Source organism: Leucobacter chromiireducens, assembly GCF_003917135.1.
Lineage (GTDB): Bacteria > Actinomycetota > Actinomycetes > Actinomycetales > Microbacteriaceae > Leucobacter > Leucobacter chromiireducens_A.
Genome location: NZ_RPDI01000001.1, coordinates 1 through 19,586, shown reverse-complemented (window position 1 = coordinate 19,586; position 19,586 = coordinate 1). Strand labels below are relative to the sequence as shown.

General features: G+C 70.6%; 20 protein-coding genes and 1 tRNA gene. 6 read left to right on the top strand and 15 right to left on the bottom strand.

What is annotated here, in order from left to right:
- Nucleotides 1-5: 5 nt before the first annotated feature.
- Nucleotides 6-950 carry a helix-turn-helix domain-containing protein gene (locus tag EGM46_RS00105; RefSeq protein ID WP_125098147.1) on the top strand — a complete coding sequence of 315 codons (945 nt, stop codon included), beginning with the start codon at nucleotides 6-8 and terminating at the stop codon, nucleotides 948-950.
- 49 nt (nucleotides 951-999) lie between these two features.
- On the opposite strand, the gene EGM46_RS00100 is transcribed toward EGM46_RS00105, so the two are convergent.
- From EGM46_RS00100 to EGM46_RS00080, 5 genes are all read right to left on the bottom strand, one after another.
- Complete coding sequence (locus tag EGM46_RS00100; protein WP_125098146.1) at nucleotides 1,000-2,091, bottom strand: acyltransferase family protein; 1,092 nt, start codon at nucleotides 2,089-2,091, stop codon at nucleotides 1,000-1,002.
- A 94-nt stretch (nucleotides 2,092-2,185) separates the two neighbouring features.
- Nucleotides 2,186-2,261: transfer RNA gene (locus EGM46_RS00095), tRNA-Thr, on the bottom strand.
- Between the two features lie 114 nt (nucleotides 2,262-2,375).
- Nucleotides 2,376-3,956 carry an alpha/beta hydrolase gene (locus tag EGM46_RS00090; protein ID WP_125098145.1) on the bottom strand — a complete coding sequence of 527 codons (1,581 nt, stop codon included), beginning with the start codon at nucleotides 3,954-3,956 and terminating at the stop codon, nucleotides 2,376-2,378.
- A complete protein-coding gene (locus EGM46_RS00085; protein ID WP_125098144.1) occupies nucleotides 3,953-5,125 on the bottom strand; it encodes a DNA polymerase III subunit delta' in 1,173 nt (390 codons plus the stop codon). Before EGM46_RS00085 ends, EGM46_RS00090 begins: the two co-directional genes overlap by 4 nt.
- 85 nt (nucleotides 5,126-5,210) lie before the next feature.
- Complete coding sequence (locus EGM46_RS00080) at nucleotides 5,211-5,837, bottom strand: YigZ family protein (protein ID WP_125098143.1); 627 nt, start codon at nucleotides 5,835-5,837, stop codon at nucleotides 5,211-5,213.
- A 46-nt stretch (nucleotides 5,838-5,883) separates the two neighbouring features.
- On the opposite strand from EGM46_RS00080, the gene EGM46_RS00075 reads away from it, so the two are divergent.
- Complete coding sequence (locus EGM46_RS00075; RefSeq protein WP_125098142.1) at nucleotides 5,884-6,252, top strand: RNA-binding S4 domain-containing protein; 369 nt, start codon at nucleotides 5,884-5,886, stop codon at nucleotides 6,250-6,252.
- Entirely contained in the window at nucleotides 6,249-7,208 is a 960-nt protein-coding gene (locus tag EGM46_RS00070) for a 3-methyladenine DNA glycosylase (protein ID WP_431194058.1), read from the top strand. Before EGM46_RS00075 ends, EGM46_RS00070 begins: the two co-directional genes overlap by 4 nt.
- A 25-nt stretch (nucleotides 7,209-7,233) precedes the next feature.
- Here the strand turns inward: EGM46_RS00070 and EGM46_RS00065 are convergent, their stop codons facing one another.
- The 6 genes from EGM46_RS00065 to EGM46_RS00040 form a co-directional block, all read right to left on the bottom strand.
- Entirely contained in the window at nucleotides 7,234-9,165 is a 1,932-nt protein-coding gene (locus EGM46_RS00065; protein WP_125098141.1) for a heavy metal translocating P-type ATPase, read from the bottom strand.
- A gap of 130 nt (nucleotides 9,166-9,295) precedes the next feature.
- On the bottom strand, nucleotides 9,296-9,592 hold the full coding sequence (locus EGM46_RS00060; protein ID WP_125098140.1) for a chorismate mutase: 297 nt from the start codon (nucleotides 9,590-9,592) through the stop codon (nucleotides 9,296-9,298).
- Nucleotides 9,593-9,600: 8 nt separating this feature from the next.
- Entirely contained in the window at nucleotides 9,601-10,887 is a 1,287-nt protein-coding gene (locus EGM46_RS00055; protein WP_125098139.1) for an adenylosuccinate synthase, read from the bottom strand.
- Nucleotides 10,888-11,108: 221 nt separating this feature from the next.
- On the bottom strand, nucleotides 11,109-11,525 hold the full coding sequence (locus EGM46_RS00050; protein WP_125098138.1) for a DUF3151 domain-containing protein: 417 nt from the start codon (nucleotides 11,523-11,525) through the stop codon (nucleotides 11,109-11,111).
- A 45-nt stretch (nucleotides 11,526-11,570) separates the two neighbouring features.
- Nucleotides 11,571-12,329 carry a hypothetical protein gene (locus tag EGM46_RS00045; protein ID WP_125098137.1) on the bottom strand — a complete coding sequence of 253 codons (759 nt, stop codon included), beginning with the start codon at nucleotides 12,327-12,329 and terminating at the stop codon, nucleotides 11,571-11,573.
- Nucleotides 12,330-12,369: 40 nt separating this feature from the next.
- Nucleotides 12,370-12,858, bottom strand: coding sequence for a YajQ family cyclic di-GMP-binding protein (locus tag EGM46_RS00040; RefSeq protein WP_125098136.1), 489 nt, complete (start codon nucleotides 12,856-12,858; stop codon nucleotides 12,370-12,372).
- Nucleotides 12,859-12,989: 131 nt separating this feature from the next.
- On the opposite strand from EGM46_RS00040, the gene EGM46_RS00035 reads away from it, so the two are divergent.
- The gene (locus EGM46_RS00035) at nucleotides 12,990-14,396 is read left to right on the top strand and encodes a dicarboxylate/amino acid:cation symporter (RefSeq protein WP_125098135.1); all 1,407 of its coding nucleotides are present in this window, start codon (nucleotides 12,990-12,992) and stop codon (nucleotides 14,394-14,396) included.
- A 301-nt stretch (nucleotides 14,397-14,697) separates the two neighbouring features.
- Here EGM46_RS00035 and EGM46_RS00030 read toward each other — a convergent pair whose 3' ends face one another.
- Genes EGM46_RS00030 through EGM46_RS00020 form a run of 3 tightly spaced genes read right to left on the bottom strand, consistent with a single transcriptional unit; the run spans nucleotide 14,698 to nucleotide 16,693 of the window.
- Nucleotides 14,698-15,411 carry a hypothetical protein gene (locus EGM46_RS00030; protein ID WP_125098134.1) on the bottom strand — a complete coding sequence of 238 codons (714 nt, stop codon included), beginning with the start codon at nucleotides 15,409-15,411 and terminating at the stop codon, nucleotides 14,698-14,700.
- Nucleotides 15,408-16,331 (bottom strand): ABC transporter ATP-binding protein, encoded by a 924-nt coding sequence (locus EGM46_RS00025; protein ID WP_125098133.1) that lies wholly within the window; start codon nucleotides 16,329-16,331, stop codon nucleotides 15,408-15,410. Before EGM46_RS00025 ends, EGM46_RS00030 begins: the two co-directional genes overlap by 4 nt.
- The gene (locus tag EGM46_RS00020) at nucleotides 16,328-16,693 is read right to left on the bottom strand and encodes a GntR family transcriptional regulator (RefSeq protein WP_125098132.1); all 366 of its coding nucleotides are present in this window, start codon (nucleotides 16,691-16,693) and stop codon (nucleotides 16,328-16,330) included. Before EGM46_RS00020 ends, EGM46_RS00025 begins: the two co-directional genes overlap by 4 nt.
- Nucleotides 16,694-16,859: 166 nt before the next feature.
- Here EGM46_RS00020 and EGM46_RS00015 point away from each other — a divergent pair, with 166 nt between their 5' ends.
- The gene (locus EGM46_RS00015) at nucleotides 16,860-17,765 is read left to right on the top strand and encodes a siderophore-interacting protein (RefSeq protein WP_125098131.1); all 906 of its coding nucleotides are present in this window, start codon (nucleotides 16,860-16,862) and stop codon (nucleotides 17,763-17,765) included.
- 7 nt (nucleotides 17,766-17,772) lie between these two features.
- On the opposite strand, the gene EGM46_RS00010 is transcribed toward EGM46_RS00015, so the two are convergent.
- Nucleotides 17,773-18,333: a dihydrofolate reductase family protein gene (locus EGM46_RS00010; RefSeq protein ID WP_125098130.1), complete on the bottom strand. Its 561-nt coding sequence runs from the start codon at nucleotides 18,331-18,333 to the stop codon at nucleotides 17,773-17,775.
- A 269-nt stretch (nucleotides 18,334-18,602) separates the two neighbouring features.
- Between EGM46_RS00010 and EGM46_RS00005 the strand changes: the two genes are divergently transcribed.
- Nucleotides 18,603-19,586 (top strand): glutamate decarboxylase (locus tag EGM46_RS00005; protein WP_125098323.1); only part of this gene is annotated, 984 nt, incomplete at its 3' end.

Below are 19,586 nucleotides of genomic sequence, written 5' to 3'. Positions count from 1 at the left end.
TGTGCGTGTCCGAGGCCGCAAACACTGCACGCAGCGCGCCAGCTGTTGAGGGACTCGCCGCCCGCTCGATCACCGAGTACGGTGCACGCGAGATCTCGCAGAGCGGCGTGCGCGGGGTGGGCGGCACGCACGGCGTGAACGCGCACGTGCGCGCGTTCGGCGCGCTGCTCGTCATCGAGGCGTGGGGCACCGCGTCCGAGATCGAGCGCCGGCCGCTGCGCCCCGGCTTCCCCACGATGGACATCATCTTCGTCGAGCAGGGCGAGTTCGAATACCTCGACGGCACCGCGTGGCGTGTGTCGCGCGGCCCGCTCATGATCGCCCCGAGCGGCCTGCCGCACCGCGTCCGCTTCACCACCGACTGGCGGTTCATCGTGGCGCGTGTGCCGCGCGACGCGCTGCTGCCCTTCGTGCCGCTGCTGTCCGATCAGGTGAGCATCGCCACCGAGCTGCGCATGACCGAGCGTGCGATGCAGGCCCTCCTCACCGACCTCGTGCGCAACCCTGACCCCGCGACCGAGGCCGACAGCCACACCATCGACCGGCAGGTGCTCGACATGGCCGGCACGCTCGTGCTCGCGCGGCAGCGGCCGGACGAGCGCAGCGGCAGCCCACGCAACAGCCTGCGCACGCGGGCGCTGTCCGCGATCGCCGCGCGCAGCGGCGACACGCGGCTCACCCCGAACGAACTCGCGGAGGAGCTGAGCATTTCCCTCCGGCGGCTGCAGGGCGTGTTCGCCGAGGCCGGCAGCTCGGTCGCCGGGGAGATCCGGCGCGAGCGCGCACGCGTTGCGCGCTCGCTCCTGCAGGACGCGCGGTTCGACGAGCTCGGCACCACCGAACTGGCCGAACGGGCCGGATTCGGCTCGAGCAGCAGCATGCGCCGCGCGCTCGAGGACCTGTACGGGCTGGGCCCGCGCGACCTCCGCTCCGGCCGCACGGCGGCCTGAGCGCCTCGCGGCGCTCCAGCTGGCTGCGCGCCGGCTCGCTGCGCTCCGCCTAGCGGCGCGCCGGCTGCGGCTCGGGGGCGAGGATCCAGTCGATGTTCGGGGAGATGAGCGGCCGGCTGAGCCGCGTCACCCAGCCGGCGGAGAGCACCAGCGTGATCGCCACGCCGAGCGCCACGAGGGCGAGCACGCCTGGCCAGCCCGACGCGCCGATCCACTCCACCGCCCCGGTCTCGCGGAGCGTGTAGATGATGGGGCCGTGCAGCAGGTACACCGCCATGGTGCGCGTGCCCCACTCCGTGATGCGGCCGTGCCCGCGCGGCACCACGATCAGCAGCGCGAAGGTCATCGCCGCGGCGACCGCGAGCAGCACCGACGTGACGAGCGTGCCGCTCAGCGCGGTCGCGCCCCACGACGTGGGCTCCCACGGGAACACCGGGGGCTTCGAGAACAGCCAGGCGTAGTCGTCGCGCCAGGTGAGCCAGCGATCGATCCGCCACGTGGCGCGCAGGCCAGGCGCGAACACGAAGCCGAGCGCCACGACCCCGAGCAGCGACCATGCCCCGGCGCGCAGCGCACGCGACGGGGCCGTAAACCACTCGCCGTCGACCCAGCCGCGATCGCGGATGAGCCAGCCGGCGATGAAGAACGGGAGAAAGGTGAGCGTGCGCGCCGCGGAGAACTCGGTGCCGAGGCCGGGCAGGAGGCCGGCGCCGAGCGCGATCACGATCGAGACGATCAGCGGGTGCTTCATCCTGGCGAAGAACGGCAGCAGGATGCGCATCGTGATGAGCGTGACGAGGAACCAGAGCGTCCACGCCGGACTCACGAGGAATGAGTTCCCCGGGGTGCGCCCCTCAACGGCGAACCGGATCACCGCCCAGATGCCCTCCCACAGCCCCCAGGTTGCGAGGAGCTGCAGGGTGGAGCGCACCATCTTCTGGTCCGTTGTCGGCCGCGCGAAGAGCCCGGAGAGCAGGATCATGGCCGGCATGTGGAACAGGTAGATGTACGCGTAGAGGCCGAAGCCGAGCGCGGTGTCGGTGCGGATCGTGGAGATCGTGTGCCCGACGACGACGAGCACGATGAGCACGAAGCGCGCATTGTCCCAGAGCGCGATACGGGGCTTTGCCTGGGTGGTCACCTTCGTAGCCTACCCGGGCGGGCGCTGGCCGCCGCATCGGGCGAGCTGGCGTTGCCGGAACATGCAAAAGCCCCGGCGTGAACCGGGGCTTTCTTGGAGCCGCCTACCAGAATCGAACTGGTGACCTATTCATTACGAGTGAATCGCTCTACCGACTGAGCTAAGGCGGCCTGGCGCGAAATTGCTGTCGCGCACAAGCAACTACTGTAGCACGAGGAACCCCCTGCGTTGCACACCGGCGGCGTAGACGCGGGGAGCCCGGGCGCGCCGCCGGCCCGCGCGCCCTACGCGGCGCAGCGCGGGTCGGCCGCGGGAACCGTGCCGTCGAGGAAGTACGCGTCGACCACCTCGCCAACGCACGAGCTCGTGGTGTAGGCGGTGTGCCCCTCGCCGACGTAGGTGATCAGGCTGCCGCTCTCGAGCTGCGACGCGAGCGACTCCGCCCAGCGGTACGGCGTCGCGGGATCCCCCGTGGTGCCGACGACCAGGATGGGGTCGGCCCCCGCGGCACGCACCGGCGTGCGCTCCGGGACGCCCGCGACGGGCCACTCTGCACAGCTGATGTCGCCGAATCCCTGGAATCGGCCGATGGTTGGCGCGATCTTCGCGAGCTCCGCGGCATCGTCGCGCATGCGCGCAACATCGAGATCGCTCGGGTAGTCGAGGCAGTTGATCGCGGAGAACGCCTCGGTCGAGTTGCTCTGGTACTCGCCGTCCTGCCGGTCGTTGTACGCGTCCGCGAGGATCAGGGCCATCTCGGGATCGTCGACCGCGAGCGACTCGAAGAGCTGATCGAGGTACCCCCACATGTCCTGCGAGTAGAGCGGGAACACGATCGCAGTGACGGCCACCCCCGAGGTGACGGTGCGCCCATCAGCGCCGGTGAGCGAGTTCGCGTCGATCCGGTCGAGGAGCGCCCCGATCTGCGCCATCGCCGCGTCAACCGTGCCGCTCAGCGGGCACCCGCGGCGCTGCAGGCAGTCGCTCGTGTACGCGCGCAGCGCGTTCTCGAAGCCGATCGTCTGCTCGCGCACCACGTCCTGCATGGTGGCCGCCGGGTCCATCGCGCCGTCGAGCACCAGCCGCCCAACGCGTTCCGGGTAGGCGTCCGCGTAGCGCGCGCCGATGTAGGTGCCGTACGAGAACCCGAGGTAGTTGAGCTTCGTGTCCCCCACGATGCCGCGCAGCATGTCCAGGTCCTGCACGGTGTCGCTCGTTGCGACGTGCGCGAGGATGTCCCCGCTCCGCTCCGCGCAGGCCTCCGCGAAGTCGCGCGCCTGCGCCCGGGCGACCGCGATCCACTCGTCGCTGCCCCGCTCGAGATCGGCGGTTTCGGCGTCGTCGCCGTACAGGTACTCGTCCATGCCAGCCGTGTCGAGGCAGCGCACCGGCGCGGACTCGCCAACGCCGCGCGGATCCCACCCGATCACGTCGTACGCTGCGCGCACGTCGGCCGACACCGCGTGCTCCACCGCGTTCGCGACGTACTCGGCGCCGGAGGCCCCCGGGCCGCCCGGGTTCACGAACAGCGTGCCCAGCTTCTCGGAGCCGGTCGCCGCGCTCTTCACGAGCCGCAGCGTGATCGTCTCCCCCGCCGGCTCGGCCCAGTCCAGCGGTGCGTGCACGTCGGCGCACTGCATCCCGTTCGCGCACGGCTGCCACTCGGGCGTCTGCTCCGCGAAGCCCTGCACCGTGCCCGTCGGCTGATCAGGCAGCTGGGGATCGCTGCCGCCGCCCGCGCCCCCGGAGCCGGCCCCCGGCAGCAGGGAGCAGCCGACGAGCGCGGTCGCTGCGGCGAGCGCGGCGCCGCCGAGCACGAGCCGCCGCCACGCGGCCCTGCGGCGGGGAACGGGGGTGTGCGTCATGCGTCCTCCACAGCGATGATTCCGGCGAACAGCGCTTCGAGCACGAGCCCCGGCGTGATGCCGCGCCCCAGGCGCTCGCGCGCGGTCTCGACCGCCGCAACGACGGCGAGCGCCCGCTCGGGCCCCCACCGCTCCGCGCGATCCGCGATCTGCGCGAGCTGCTCGCGGTTGATGACCTCGAAGCCCGGGTCGGCGACGGGGTGCGCGGCGTCGCGATCGACGCTGAGCGCGTACATCAGGATGTCCCGCATCACCGAGAGCAGGTCGGTGAGGATCCGGTCGATGCCGTCGCGGAGGCTGCGCGTCGCGCGGCGCTTCTGGTCCTCCTCCAGCGCGCGGATCTGGGCGCGCATCTGGGGCGGGATCGGAGCGCCCTGGGCGAGCCCCAGGCTCCGCAGCGCGTCCTCGCGCTCGCGCGCGTCGCGCTCCTCGGTGAGCGCAGCGGCGTCGGCCTCGGCGACTTTCAGGAGGGCGGCGGCTGCGCGCATGGCGTCCCCGAGGGTCGCGATCCCGAGCGCGAGCGCGACGCTGCGGTCGCGCCGCTCCATCACCGCTGGGTCGGAGGCGAGGCGCCTGGCCATCCCGATGTGGCTCTGCGCGAGGCGCGCAGCGCGCTCGGCGGCCACGGCATCGATCCCGTCGCGCTCGTGCAGCAGCCGCGCGATGTCGTCCGGGTGGGGCGTGGCCAGGCGGAGCGAGCGCGTGCGCGAGCGAATGGTGGGCAAGAGGTCTGCCTCGCTCGGCGCGCAGAGGATCCAGACGGTGCGCTCCGGCGGCTCCTCGAGCGCCTTCAGCAGCACGTTCGAGGTGCGCTCCGGCATGCGGTCGGCATCCTCGATGACGATCACGCGGTAGCGCCCCTCGGCGGGCGCGTAGTGCGCCGTCGTGACGATCTCGCGTGCCGCGCGGATGTCGATGAGCAGCTTCTGGGTGGTGAGCACGCCGAGGTCGGGGTGCGTGCGTGCACGCACCTGCTCGAACACGTGCGCGCGCTCGTCCTCGGTGCGCGCGATCAGCGCGGCGGCGAAGCGAAACGCGAGGTTCGAGCGGCCGGAACCGGGCGGGCCGGTGATGAGCCACGCGTGCGCAACCGCAGCGTCAGGCGCAGCGGCGCGCTGCAACGCCCCAACGGCGTCGCTCTGCCCAACGATCTCTGCCCAGTAGTCCACCAGACGAGCGTACCGCGAGCCCCTGACAGGGACCGAGCCGTGCGGGCTGGCTCGCGCGCTGGGGGCGTGCGCTGTGGCTGGGCGCTCAGCCCGCGAGGTCGACAAACTCGGCGGGCCCGCGATCCACGCGTGCGGCCCCCGCGCTGAGCTCCGCGGAGAGCTCGGCGAGCGGCGCGATCTCGCCGTCGGCAATGTGGAAGCGCTGCGCCACATGATCCGAGTAGTCCGCGCCGCCCACCCCGTAGCCGCGGCGCCTGGCCTCCGCCTCGATCTGCGCCGCGACGTCGTACGCGCAGTGCACGGTCACCTCGTGCCGGATGGCGCGCTGCACGCGGCGCGCGCGGAGCATCGCCTCGGCGACGGCCGCGCGGTAGGCGCGGGTCAGGCCGCCTGCGCCGAGGAGCACGCCGCCGAAGTAGCGCGTCACCACGGCGACCACGTCGCTCACCCCGGCGGAGGTCAGCGCGTCGAGCATGGGCGCGCCGGCCGTGCCGCTCGGCTCGCCGTCGTCGTTGGAGCGCTGGATCCGGGACTCCGGGCCGATCACAAACGCGGAGCAGTGGTGCCGTGCGCGCGGGTGCTCGCTCCGCACGCGCGCGATCACCGCGCGCGCCTCGTCCTCGGAGGTCACCCGCTCGAGCCTGGTCAGGAAGCGCGACCGCGAGATCTCGAGCTCGGTGTCGACGGCCCCGCCGATCGTCTCGTACTCCATGACCCTCCCCGGGCGAACCACACCGACTCTCGGTACCATCGAGTCTATGGCTGGCGAGAGCGTTCGGATAGACACATGGGTGTGGGGCGTTCGCCTCGCCAAAACCCGCAGCCAGGCCACCGCGGCGTGCCGCGCCGGCCACGTGCGCGTCAACGGCGCTGCGGCGAAGGCCGCGCAGCCGGTGCGGCTCGGCGACGAGGTGCGCGTCCGGTTGCACGGCTTTGAACGGATCTACCGGGTGACCGGGCTGCCCGTCCGACGAGGCAGCGCAGAGGAGGCCGCCAAGCACTTCGAGGACCTCACGCCGCCCCCGCCGCCGCGCGTGGAGCGGCCGGCGGCAGTGGTGCGCGATCCCGGTGCCGGGCGGCCGACGAAGCGCGACCGCCGCGACCTCGATCGGCTGCGCGGCCGGTGAGCACCGCAGCACCTGGCGTGCACGCCGCGGCGCCGCGCGTCCACGCCGAGGCACCGCGCGTCTACGCCGAGGCCGACTGGCGCGCACGCGAGCGCGCGCACCAGGAGCGCGCCGACGCGCTCACCGCGGGGCACCGATCCCGCGCAGCACGCCGCGAGACGCACCCGATCGAGGACTTCCTGTGGACCTACTACTCGGTGAAACCGAACGAGCTGCGGCGCTGGCACCCCGGGGCCGGCGTGCGGCTCGCCGGTGCAGGGGCCGAGCGCGCCGAGTGGCGGCACTACCGCGCGGCGGGGATCGCTGACGCGGACGCGCAGCTCGACCTGCCCGCGTTCTTCGCGCGCCGCGGCGCGACCGTCGACTACGTGGCCGAGCTGCTCGCCGCGACGCTCGCGCACACCCCGAAGTACGGCTGCTTCGGCCTGCACGAGTGGGCGATGGTATACCGGCTCACGCCGGAGGAGCTGCGGCACCGCGCGCTGCCGCTGCGTATCGGCCACGCGGCGACCGACGCGGTCGTCGAATCGCATCAGATCGGCTGCACCCACTTCGACGCGTACCGCTTCTTCACGCCGGCGGCCGCGCCGTTGAACACGCTGCGCCCCACGCGCGAGACGCAGCCGGCGATGGAGCAGTCCGGCTGCCTCCACGCCGGCATGGACGTCTACAAGTGGGCATCGAAGCTCGGGCCGATCGTGCCAGGCGAGCTGCTGCTCGACACGTTTGTGCTGGCGCGCGACATCCGCGAGGTCGACATGCGGGCCTCGCCGTACGACGTCACGGGGTACGCGGGAGCGGACGGAACGCCGCTCGCACCGATCCCGATCGAGACCGGCCCAGGCAAGCGCGAGTACGCCCGGCTGCAGCGCGGCTTCGCGGCGCGCGGGAACGCGCTGCGCGAGCGTGTGCTCGCGGCGATCGCTGCGGCGCGCTCGGCCCTCCGCGCGGAGTAGCTTCGCCGTGGCCGCGGCAGACGCCTCAGCCCGCGGCCGGCGTGTGCTCCGCCGCGCCGCGCTCAGCGTCGGTGCCGCGCCCCTCGGCGGGGGCTCGCCCCGCCGAGCCGCGCGGCCCGCGGATGGCGCGCAGGGCGCCAAGGATCGCGACCAGGTCGACGAGCTCCTGCATCCACGCGCCAAGCAGCGCGGGGAGGAAACCGAACGCCGCAATCAGCATCAAACCCACACTAAATGCGATTCCGAGCCAGATACTCTGCACGGCGATGCGCACCGTGTCCCGCCCGATCCGCACGGCGTCGGCCACCCCGCCGATGCGGTCGAAGCGATTCACCACGTCGGCGGACTCGCTCGCTGCGGTGGAGCCGCGCGCACCCATCGCGAACCCCACGTCAGCCGCGGCGAGCACGGGGGCATCGTTCAGCCCATCACCCGTCATGAGCAGCGGCCGCGTCTCCACCTCGGCGATGATGCGCACCTTGTCGGCCGGCGTGCACTCCGCGTGCACCTCCCCGATGCGCAGCTGCGCGGCGAGCGGGTTCGCGGTGGCCGCAACGTCGCCCGTGACCATCAGCATGCGCTCGATGCCGAGCTCGTGCAGCTCGGCGACCGTGTCGACGGCGTCGTCGCGCAGACGATCACGCATCACCAGCGTGCCGGCGAAGCGGTCATCGAGGGACACGTAGATGGCCAGCTCCCCCGGCTCAAGCCCGACATGGCGCAGCGCCGGCGCGGCCTCGGCCACCCACGCTGGCTTGCCGACGCGCACGCGCCCGGCGGCCACGCGCGCCTCGACCCCGTTCGTCGCGTACTCCTCTGCCGACTCGACGGCGACGAGCTCGATCCCGCGCTGCTTTGCCGCCCCGACCACGGCGCTCGCCAGCACGTGCGAGGAGAACACCTCGGCCGAGGCGGCGAGCTGCAGCACCTCGGCCTCGGTGAAGCCGTCCTGCGCGACGATGCGGCGCGGCTCGGGCTTGCCGGTGGTGAGCGTCCCCGTCTTGTCGAACGCCGCGGAGCGCACCCTCGCCAGCTGCTCGAGCGTGCCGCCGCCCTTCACGATGAGCCCGGCCTTCGCGGCGCGGCTCATGCCGCCGAGGAACGCGACCGGTGCCGCGATGAGCAGCGGGCACGGCGTCGCGACGACGAGCACCTCGGCGAAGCGCACCGGGTCGCCGCTCACGGCCCACGCGATGCCGGCGATCGCGAGCGAGAGCAGCGTGAAGGGCACCGCGTAGCGATCCGCCATTCGCACGGTCTTCGCCTTGCTGCCCTGCGCTTCCTCGACGAGGCGCACGATCTGCTGGTACTGGCTGTCCGCGGCGAGCGCCGTGGCACGCATGTGCACGGCGACCGGGCCGTTGATCACGCCGGAGGACACTTTCTCGCCCGCGGCGCGCTCGACGGGCAGGCTCTCCCCCGTGAGCGACGACTCGTCGAACGAGGCACCGTGATCGAGCAGGATCGCGTCGACCGGCACGAGCGTGCCAGGGCGGACGAGCAGCGTATCGCCGACCAGGATCTCCTGCACGTCGACCTCTTCGGTGCGTGCCATGCCGTCTTCGTCGAGCTGGTCGGTGAGCACGCGCGTCGCACGGCTGGGCGCGCGCTCCAGCAGGGCGGTGAGCTCACGCTTCGAGCGGTTCTCGGCGTAGTCCTCGAGCGCTTCGCCGCCGGTCAGCATGAGTACGACGACGAGCGCCGCCCACGGCTCGCCGACGAGCACCGCGGCAACGATCGCGGTGACCGCGAGGATGTCGAGTCCGGCGTGGCCGCGCAGCAGCTGGCGCACCATCTCGACCGCCTGCCAGGCCGCGATGAGCAGCGCGTAGCCTCCGACGAGCCAGGGGGCGGCGGCCCGGCCGGGCGTCGCGAGGAGCAGGAGGCCGACGATCCCGACGGCGAGGGTGGTGGCGACCGCTGGGTACGCGCGCGCGGCGCGGCGCAACTTCTTCATCTCTCCATTGTCTCCGAGTTGAGACATTCCCGCACCACAGCGTAGGCATACCTTACGCCGCAAAAAGGCGGCGGCGCGCACCCGGGAGGGGTGCGCGCCGCCGCGTCTCGATCGGGATCGGAGCCGCGCGTCAGCGCTCCGAGGCGATCTGCGTGTGGTGCTGGATGACCTCGGCGACCACGAAGTTGAACCACTTCTCCGCGAACTCGGGATCGAGGTGCGCGTCCTCCGCCAGGCTGCGCAGGCGGGCGATCTGCCGCGCCTCACGCGAAGGGTCGGAGGCCGGCATCTCGTTCTCCGCCTTCAGGAGGCCCACCTCCTGCGTGCAGCGGAAGCGCTCCGCGAGCATGTGCACGAGCGCCGCATCGATGTTGTCGATGCTGGAGCGCAGGCGGTCGAGGCGTTCGGCGGGGGTCTGCTCGGTCATGGCGATCCCTAGTCCAGCAGATCGTGCAGCTCGACGACCTGCTCGCGCTCGGGGCCGACGCCGACGGCCGAGAAGCGCGCACCGCTCATCGCCTCGAGGGCGACGATGTAGTCCTGCGCGTTCTTCGGCAGCTCGTCGAAGCTGCGGCAGTCGGAGATGTCCTCGTCCCAGCCGGGGAACTCCTGGTAGATCGGCACGGCGTGGTGGAAGTCGGACTGGTTCACCGGCATCTCGTCGAAGCGCTCGCCGTTGACGTCGTACGCAACGCAGACCGGGATCGTCTTCAGGCCGGAGAGCACGTCGAGCTTCGTCAGCACGAAGTCGGTGACGCCGTTGATGCGCGCCGCGTAGCGGGCCATGGGCGCGTCGTACCAGCCGCAGCGGCGCGCGCGGCCCGTGGTGACACCGAACTCGCCGCCCTTCGTCTGGAGGAACTCGCCCATCTCGTCGAACAGCTCGGTGGGGAACGGCCCCGATCCCACGCGGGTGGTGTAGGCCTTGATCACCGCGATGATGCGGTCGATCTTGTGCGGGGGCACCCCGGAGCCGGTGGCCGCGCCGCCGGAGGTCGCGTTCGAGCTTGTGACGAACGGGTAGGTGCCGTGGTCGATGTCGAGCATGGTGGCCTGGCCGGCCTCGTACAGCACCGTCTTGTCCTCGGCGAGCGCGGTGTGGAGCAGCATCCCCGTGTCGCACACCATCGGCTCGAGCAGTTCGCGGTAGCTCAGCAGGTCGGCGACCACCTCGTCGGCGTTGATCGCGCGCCGGTTGTAGATCTTGACGAGCACCTGGTTCTTGAACTCGAGCGCCGCCTCCACCTTCTGCCGGAGGATGCCCTCGTCGAAGATGTCCTGGATGCGGATGCCGACGCGGTTGATCTTGTCGGCGTACGCGGGGCCGATCCCGCGCCCGGTGGTGCCGATCTGGCGCTTGCCGAGGAAGCGCTCGGTGACCTTGTCGAGCGTGCGGTGGTACTCGGTGATGACGTGCGCGTTGGCGCTCACCTTCAGCCTCGAGACGTCGACGCCGCGCTCCTTCAGCGCGTCGAGCTCAAGCTTCAGCACGGCGAGGTCGACGACCACGCCGTTCGCGATCACCGGCACGACGCCCGGCGTGAGAATGCCCGACGGCAGCAGGTGCAGGGCGTACTTCTGGTCCCCGATCACGACGGTGTGACCGGCGTTGTTGCCGCCGTTGAACTTGACGACGTAGTCGACGCGGCTTCCGAGGAGATCGGTCGCGCGTCCCTTGCCCTCATCGCCCCACTGGGCACCGGTGATGAGTACTGCGGGCATTTCAGCCCCTTCCTTCGCACTAGGCAGATACCGCCCCAGTCTACCCGGAGCCTCGGTCGGCGGCGCGGGCGGTGGGGTGTTCCGCGGCGCTATCTGGCATTTAGTTGGAGTTTGCGCCAGATCCGCTGGGGAATAGCGGCGCAAACTCTTGCCAATTTCAGACGCGCGCAGCGGCACCCCGCAGCAGCGGCATGCACCCGCGCGAGCGCGACTCCCCCGCCCTACGCCACCCCGGCCTCAATCGCCGCGATCGCCTCGGGATCCGCGCCGTCCAGGAACTCGGTGAGCCGCTCAATCTCGTGCGTCTCCCCGATCGCCGCCGCACCACGGCGCAGCGCGTAGAGCGCGCGCAGCACACCCCGGTTCGGCTCGTGCGACCACGGCACCGGGCCGGCACCGCGCCAGCCCGACTTGCGGAGCGCGTCGAGGCCGCGGTGGTACCCAACGCGCGCGAACGCGTACGCCTCGATCTCGCGGCCAGCGGCCGCTGCGGCGTCCGCGAGCACCGCCCACGCGAGCGGCGACTCGGGGTGCGCACGCACCACCTGTTCGGGATCGGTGCCGGCCGCGAGCGCGTCTGCCGCGGCGTCGGGCGCGAGGCGGGTGGGTTCAGGTCCGAGGAGGTTCTCACCGATCATGCCGCCAGTGTAGCTGCGGCGGCTCACTCCGCGGTGGGCGGCACTCTACGCCGCGATGCGCAGCGAGCTGAGGATCCGCACGAGCACCCGGTACTCCTCGGTCTCCGTGTACGCGCGCGCCTCGTCCATCGTGGCGAAGAGTCGCTGCTCCTCCGGAGCGAAGGTGTCCACCTGGAGCCGGTCGGCGAACGCCATGAGCCCGCTGTCGGTGTGCAGCACGTTGTAGTACATGCAGGAGGCCGGCGGGTGCGAGTCCGCGAGGCCGAGGCTCGCGACCACCCCCTCCGTGAGCTGCCCCGCACGGAAGACCACCTCCGGCGGGGAGAACAGGGCGACGTTCCCGTCCTGGGCCGGGACGTAGCCGGGAATCTCGAGCTGCGCGTTGTCGAGCACCTCGAACTCGGTCTGCTGCAGGTGGGCGCACGCCCCGCCGAGGCCCTGCACGCGGCTGGCGAAGTACAACTGCCTGGTGCCATCGGGATCAAAGATCCCGAACTGGTAAGCGCCGAGGTCGTTGGTCTCACCGGGCTGGCCGTCGCCCACCAGCTCGCTCACGGTCCAGCCAGGGGGCAGCTCAAAACTGTGCGGCATGCGCGGGTCGCTGAAGCGAGTCCACGCGTCCTCGGTGGGCTCCGGATCCGGCTCAGCGCTCGTCGTCGGCGCGGGCGTCGGCTCAGCGGTGGGAGCCGGTGGCGCGGGTTCGGGGGCGCACCCGGCGAGCAGGCCGACCCCCGCCGCAAGCGTCACCGCGGCGCCGAGCGCCGCCGCACGGCGAAGTGCCACGGCAGCGATCCCGAACTGCATGGTGCTCCAATCCGGCGGCGCGGCCCGCGCCGCGCGCGACCTATCGGAAGTTCACGAACTGCAGGGCGACCTCGACGTCAGCCCCCTTCAGGAGCGCCATCGTGGCCTGCAGATCGTCGCGGCTCTTCGAGGACACGCGCAGCTCGTCGCCCTGGATCTGCGACTTGACGCTCTTCGGAGCCTCATCGCGGATGAGCTTGTTCAGCTTCTTCGCGGTGGGCTGGTCGATGCCCTCCTTGAGCTTCGACTCGATGCGGTACTCCTTGCCGCTCGCGAACGGATCGCCCGTTTCGAGCGCCTTGAGCGAGAGCGAGCGCTTGATGAACTTCGACTGCAGCACGTCGAGCACCGCGAGCGCGCGCTCCTCAGTGTTCGCCTTGATCAGGATCGTCTCGCCCGAGAGGGTCACGTCGGCGCCAACACCCTTGAAGTCGTAGCGCTGCTCGACCTCCTTGCGGGCCTGGTTCACCGCGTTCTCAACCTCCATCGAGTCGATCTTGCTCACCACGTCAAACGAAGAATCAGCCATGGTCTCAGCCTACCTGGCGACACGAGGATACGGTTTGCAATACCTGGAATAAGGGGAGCGAATGTTTTGCTACACTCTCCGTTGGCCCGGCGCGAGAGCGCCACCGCAGTACGCAAAGGATTCCCCCACACATGGCTTCTCCCGCAGTTCCCGCACCACCGACTCGCCGCAGGCTCCCCCGCTGGATGACCTCGTTCGGTTGGCAGATTCTCGCCGCGCTCGTGCTCGGCCTCGTGCTCGGCGGGGTCGCGATGGCGATTGGCCCCGACGCCGAAGACAACCCCAACGGCTTGCACGCCACCCTCGCCACGATCGGCGGCAGCTACGTCTCGCTGCTGCGCGCCGCGGTCGTGCCGCTCATCTTCACCGCGATCGTGTCGAGCATCGTGGGGCTCCGCAAGGTCACCAATGCGGCGCGCCTCGCCGGGCAGACCCTGCTCTGGTTCGCGATCACGGCACTCATCGCGGTCTCGATCGGGATCGTGCTCGGCGTCGTCCTGCGCCCCGGCGCCGTCGCCTCGCAGACGGAGCTCGAGACGGGCGACCCGTACACCGTCGGCACCTGGTGGAACTTCCTCACCGGGCTCGTTCCCGGCAACTTCCTCGGCCTGACCGTCGGCGGCTCCGCGGACCTTGAGACCGGCGCGCTGAGCGCGAGCCCCAGCTTCAACGTGCTGCAGGTGATCGTGATCTCCGCCGCGGTGGGCATCGCCGCACTAAAGATCGGCGAGAAGGCCGAGCCGTTCATCACGCTCACCGAGTCGGCGCTCGCGATCATCCAGAAGGTGCTGTGGTGGATCATCCGGATCGCGCCGCTCGGCACGATCGGGCTCATCGGCAACGCGGTGGCCGAGTACGGCTGGAGCAAGATGGGATCGCTGACCGCGTTCGTCGGCGTGCTGTACCTGGGGCTCGCGATCGTGCTGTTCGTGGTCTACCCGATCCTCGTCCGCGCGCACGGCCTGTCCGTGAAGCAGTACTTCTCCGGCGTGTGGCCGGCCGTGCAGCTCGGCTTCGTGAGCCGCTCGTCGATCGGCACGCTGCCGCTCACGCAGCGCGTCACCGAGCGCAACCTCGGCGTGCCGCGCGGGTACGCATCCTTCGCGGTGCCGCTCGGGGCGACCACCAAGATGGACGGCTGCGCCGCGATCTACCCGGCTGTCGCGGCGATCTTCATCGCCCAGTTCTTCGGCATCGAGCTGACGCTCGTGCAGTACCTGCTCATCGTGCTCGTCTCGGTGGTGGGCTCGGCCGCGACCGCCGGCACCACCGGCGCGACGGTGATGCTCACGCTCACGCTGTCGACGCTCGGCCTGCCGCTTGAGGGCGTCGGCCTGCTGCTCGCGGTCGATCCGATCATCGACATGGGCCGCACCGCGGTCAACGTCGCCGGCCAGGCGCTGGTGCCGGCGATCGTGTCGAAGCGCGAGGGCATCCTCGATGAGGAGCTCTACAACGCGCCGCGCCGCGGGCAGGCGTTCGACAACGACGACGTGGACGCGGCGCCGGGCGCCACCCCGGAGAAGCAGCCGGCCTAGCCCGGGCCGGGGCCCTCCGGGGCCCGCCCCGCCCCTCCGGGCCCCGCCCCCAACGCCCCCAGCAGATTCAGGCGAGTGTGATCCGGTTCCCGCGAGGGAATCCGGATCACACTCGCCTGAATCATGCGGCGCCGGGGCGAAGCTCCCGCACGATTCCGCGAACGCCCGCCCCGCGCTCGCCCGCACCACTCCCAGGCCACTAAGTAGGGGTCTGATCCGGTACTCCTGGGAGATTCCGGATCAGACCCTTACTCAATGCGATCTCGACCGCGTCGGCGCCGACGGGCCAGTGCCCGCCGGGCTACCGCACCGACGCCCGGCGCATCGCGAACCAGGTGCCCACGAGTGCGAGCACGATCACGACCGTCGCCGCGAGCGCCAGCCCGCCGCGGGTGATCCCCGCGAAGATCTCACCGAGGTTGGGGGCGATGATCAGCACCGTGAGCGCGAGCGCCAAGCCGAGCGCCAAGCCGAGCGCCGCCGGACCCTTCGCGCCGAACCGCACCCAGACCGCCCCGAACAGCCCGCCAATGGTGAGGCAGAACAGCACCCCAACGAACCCGCTCACCGCGAGGATCAGCGGATTCCCGGCACCCACCGCGTACACATCGAGCACGTACGTGTTCGAGAACCAGTGCCCGGTCGCGAGCTCGATGCCGAGCAACGCAACCAGCAGCACGGCAACGTAAGCGGCCTGCAGCACATTCGCGATCATGGTGCCCAGGATGAAGTTCCGGCGGCTGGTGCCGAGGGCGAGTCCGAATGGGTAGGTGGTCGCGACGGCCTGCACCCCGTAGTAGATGAGGAAGCCGGGCAACGACCACACGACACCCATGTTCATGCGCGCACCGTCGATGTACTCGGGGTGCGAACTGTCAATCCCGGTGGCCCGCTGGATCGCGAGCGCAATGATGATCGAGACGATGAGCACGATCCCCAGGATGATCGCCGGGGTACCGAGGAAGTTGTCCAGCTTATTGAGGTGCAACCGGGTGACCTTGAGCACGCGATTCATGAGCGGCTCCCTTCCGTGAGGGGCGAGAGAGTGGAATCCGCCGCCGCGTCGTCACCGACGCCGTATGCGGCGACGAGGTCCTGCAGCGACACGGCGGAAACATCGAGATAGGCCGCCTCAGCCGCGGCGCGAGCTTCGGCGGTGAGCGCCTCGTTGACCACGGCGGACGCGAGCCCGCCGATCCCGCGCCGCGAGAGCGCCGGCCGCCCGACAAGGAACTCGTCGAGGGCCGCGGCCTTACCAGCCACCTGGTATGCGCCACCGCGCAGTTCCTCGACATCGTCGTGGCGCACGACGCGCCCCTGTTCGAGCACAATGACGCGCTCGAGCAGCCGATCCATCTCGTTGATCAGGTGCGTCGACAGGATGATCGTGCGCGGGTGCGCGGAGTAGTCACTCAGCAACTCGTCATAGAAGATCGCGCGCGCCGTCGCGTCGAGCCCGAGGTACGGCTCGTCAAAGAACGTGATCGGTGCGCGCGACGCGAGGCCGAGCACAATGCCGAGCGCGGAGAGCTGCCCGCGTGAGAACTTGCTCACGACCGGCTTCGTGGGGATGCGGAACCGCTCGATGAGGCGGTCGGCGAGCTCCTGCGACCAGTTCGGGTAGAAGATCGCCGCGGCGCGGATCGCGTGCTTCAGTTTGTAGTCATCGGGGTAGCGCTGGTTGTCACGCACGAAGCACAGCTGCTCGATGGTTTCCGCCCGCTCGAAGGGGTCGTGCCCGGCGACACGGAGCGTCCCGGAGCTCGGCCGATCCTGCGCGGTGAGCAGCGACATGAGGGTCGTCTTGCCCGCGCCGTTGCGGCCGAGCAGCCCGGTGATGGTGTTGGCGTGGATGCTCAGCGTCACTGCGTCGAGCGCCGTGGCGCCGCGGTAGCGACGCGTGAGCTCGCGCGTGTCAATGGCGATGTCGGTCATAAGGTCGATTCCCCCTTCTCGGAGATAATTCGGATGACGTCTGCGGTGGTGAGGCCGAGCGAGCCGGCTTCCGCAAGCAGCGGATCAACGAAGCGCTCGGTGAAGTCGTGCTGCCGCTCGGCCTGGATCTGGGCACGCGCGCCTGGGGTGACGAACATGCCGATCCCGCGCCGCTTCTCCAGCACGCCCCGATCCACGAGCACGCCGAGCGCCTTGCCGGCGGTTGCCGGGTTGATGCGCAGGTGCGCCGCGAGTTCGTTGGTGGATGGCACCTGCTCGCCGGCCGCATAGACACCGCGCAGTACCTCGTCGGCGATTCGGTCTGCGAGCTGCAGAAAGATCGGTCGCGTGTCGTCAAACATGCGCTCCCCTTCCCTGGTTCATTACTTCACTAATGAACCTAGGAGCCGACTTGGCGATTGTCAAGCGGAACAATTCATCAGATGATGGTGTGGGTGCACTTACTCGCAGACGCCGCCACGCTCACCCCGCCGCACCCGCCACCACAACGCAGCAAGGAAATCCCAGATGCCAGCTCAAAACATCGCCGTCTCACACGCCGACACCGGACTCGTCACCGCTGAGGTGACGCGGGCTGAGCGAATCTCCCCCAGCTTCGTGCGCCTGACGATCAGCGGGCCGGACGTGCGCGAGTGGCGCGACCTCGGATTCGACCAGTGGTTCCGCCTCGCGATCCCCGTGGCGGGCGAGGCGACCCGCTTCGACCGGATGTCGGAGCGCTTCGATATGCGCGGCTACCTGCGCTATCTCACGCTGCCGAAGGCCACCCGCCCAGCGATCCGCAACTACACCGTGCGCGAGTTCCGCGCGGAGCTCGGCGAGCTCGACATCGACTTCGTTGTGCACGGCGGAGACGCGAACGACGGCGCTGGGCCGGGCACCGCCGGGCACAGCGCCGCCGCCGACCGCGGCATCGCCGGCCCCTGGGCCGCTGAACTGCCCATCGGCGCCCGCGTTGCCCTGATCGACCAGGGCTGCGGGTTCACCGCACCAGCACCGGGCGATCCCGCACCCCACGTGCTGCTGGCCGGCGATGAGAGCGCACTACCCGCGGTCGCCGGGATCCTGCGCGACCTCCCCGCGGACGCGACGGGCGACGCGATCATCGAGGTGCCCGACCCGGCCGATCGGCAGGAGCTGCAGCATCCGGCCGGCGTGCGCGTGCACTGGCTCGACCGCGCGGCGACCGCAGCAGCACCCACTGCGGCGCCAGCAGCGGCCCGGCCCGGCGCCGCGGCGCTCGACGCGCTGCGCGCGCTCCCCAGCGGCCGGCAGCCCGGCGGCGCGATCCCCAGCCACGCGTTTGTTGCCGGCGAGCAGCAGCTCGCGAGCGGCGGCAGGAAGCACCTCGTCGGCACGCTGGGCATGCCCCGCGACGCCGTCACGTTCTGCGGCTACTGGCGCCAAAAGTAGCGCCTGATCATCGCTTGGGGCGATAGATCCGCCCGAAACTCCGTGGGCTGTCCTCGTGGATCTCGACCAACTCCCACTCGATTCGGCGCCCGCCGGGAACGTCGAAGATTCGGGTGCCATCCCCGAGAAACACGGGGGAGACGAACACCTGCAGTTCATCGATGAGGTCGTGTTCCAGCGCCTGCCGCGCGATATCGGCGCTGATGATCTGCACGTCTCGCGCACCGGCGATCTCCTGAGCACGACGAACCGCCTCAACGACACTGCAGTTCAACGGAATGACGCTCGGGTCCCCAGCGAGTTCCTCTGGACGGTGGGTCAGCACGAACTCGGTGCCGGACCAGGCACCCCCGTACGCCTCGGACGTGAGGTCATCCCGCTCGGCCTCCTGAGCTTTCGCCGCATCGTACCCCGCGCGTCCAGAGATAATCACGGCCACGTCTCCCGCCATGCGCTCGTTGGTGCCCTCGGCAAGCGGCTCCGCGCTGGACATCCAGCTCATGTCGTGGCCTGGTCCGGCGATGAATCCATCGATCGAGGACGTGAACCCCCATGCAACCTTGCCCACTGCCTTCCTCCCTGGTCGACGGCGTCGTCCCCACGATCCTACGTTTCGCACTCGCGACCGGACGTTCGGGGCCTCGATCCCCGGGGAATCTCCCGCCCGCTGCGGGTGCCGCAGCGGGCGCCTGACACCAGAAGTAATACCTGATCACACTCCCCAAAACCTGGATCGCGGGCTATCGTGAGGACAGGGCGGCACCGTCCCGGGTCGCTCCCCCGGCACGCGAAGGAGCCCCCGTGACCTCAGCAGACCGTTCAGTTCCCCTCCACCCCATGCACCGCCGGCCGGGCGACCCGAGCACCGTGGCCAGGCACCGCATCCCCGAGCAGGGGATGGATCCGCTCACCGCGTTTCACGCGGTTCGTGACGAGACCATGCTTGACGGCAACGCACGGCTGAACCTCGCAACGTTCGTGACGACATGGATGGAGGAGGAGGCGTCGGAGCTCTACCGGGAAGCGTTCGACAAGAACATGATCGACAAGGACGAGTACCCGCAGACCGCGGCGATCGAGCAGCGCTGCCAGCGGATCATCGCCGATCTGTGGCACGCCCCCGACCCCGATACGGCGCCCGCGACGTCGACGGTCGGCTCGAGTGAGGCGTGCATGCTCGCGGGGATCGCGCTGAAGCGGCGGTGGCAGCACCGACGGGAGGCGGCGGGCGCCGACATCGCGCGCCCCAACCTCGTGATGTCGAGCGCGGTGCAGGTCTGCTGGGAGAAGTTCTGCAACTACTTTGAGGTGGAGCCGCGCTTCGTTCCGGTCAGCGAGGAGCACCCGATGCTCGACGGCTCGGCCCTCGACGGCGTGGTCGACGAGCGCACCATCGGGGTCGTCGGGATCCTCGGCGTCACGTACACGGGCGGGTACGAGCCGATCGCCGAGCTCGCCGCGGCACTCGACGCGATCGAGCGGGATCGCGGCCTCGACATCCCGCTGCACGTCGACGCCGCCTCCGGGGGCATGGTTGCCCCGTTCATCCAGCCGGAGCTGGAGTGGGACTTCCGGCTGCCGCGCGTCGCCTCGATCAACACCTCGGGGCACAAGTACGGGCTGGTGTACCCGGGGCTCGGCTGGGTGGTGTGGCGCGACGCGGCGGCGCTGCCCGAGTCGATGATCTTCCGCGTGAGCTACCTGGGTGGGGACACTCCGACGCTGGCGCTCAACTTTTCCCGCCCGGGCGCGCAGGTGCTGCTGCAGTTCTACCTCTTCCTTCGGCTGGGCCGCGAGGGGTATGCGGAGGTGCAGGCCGAG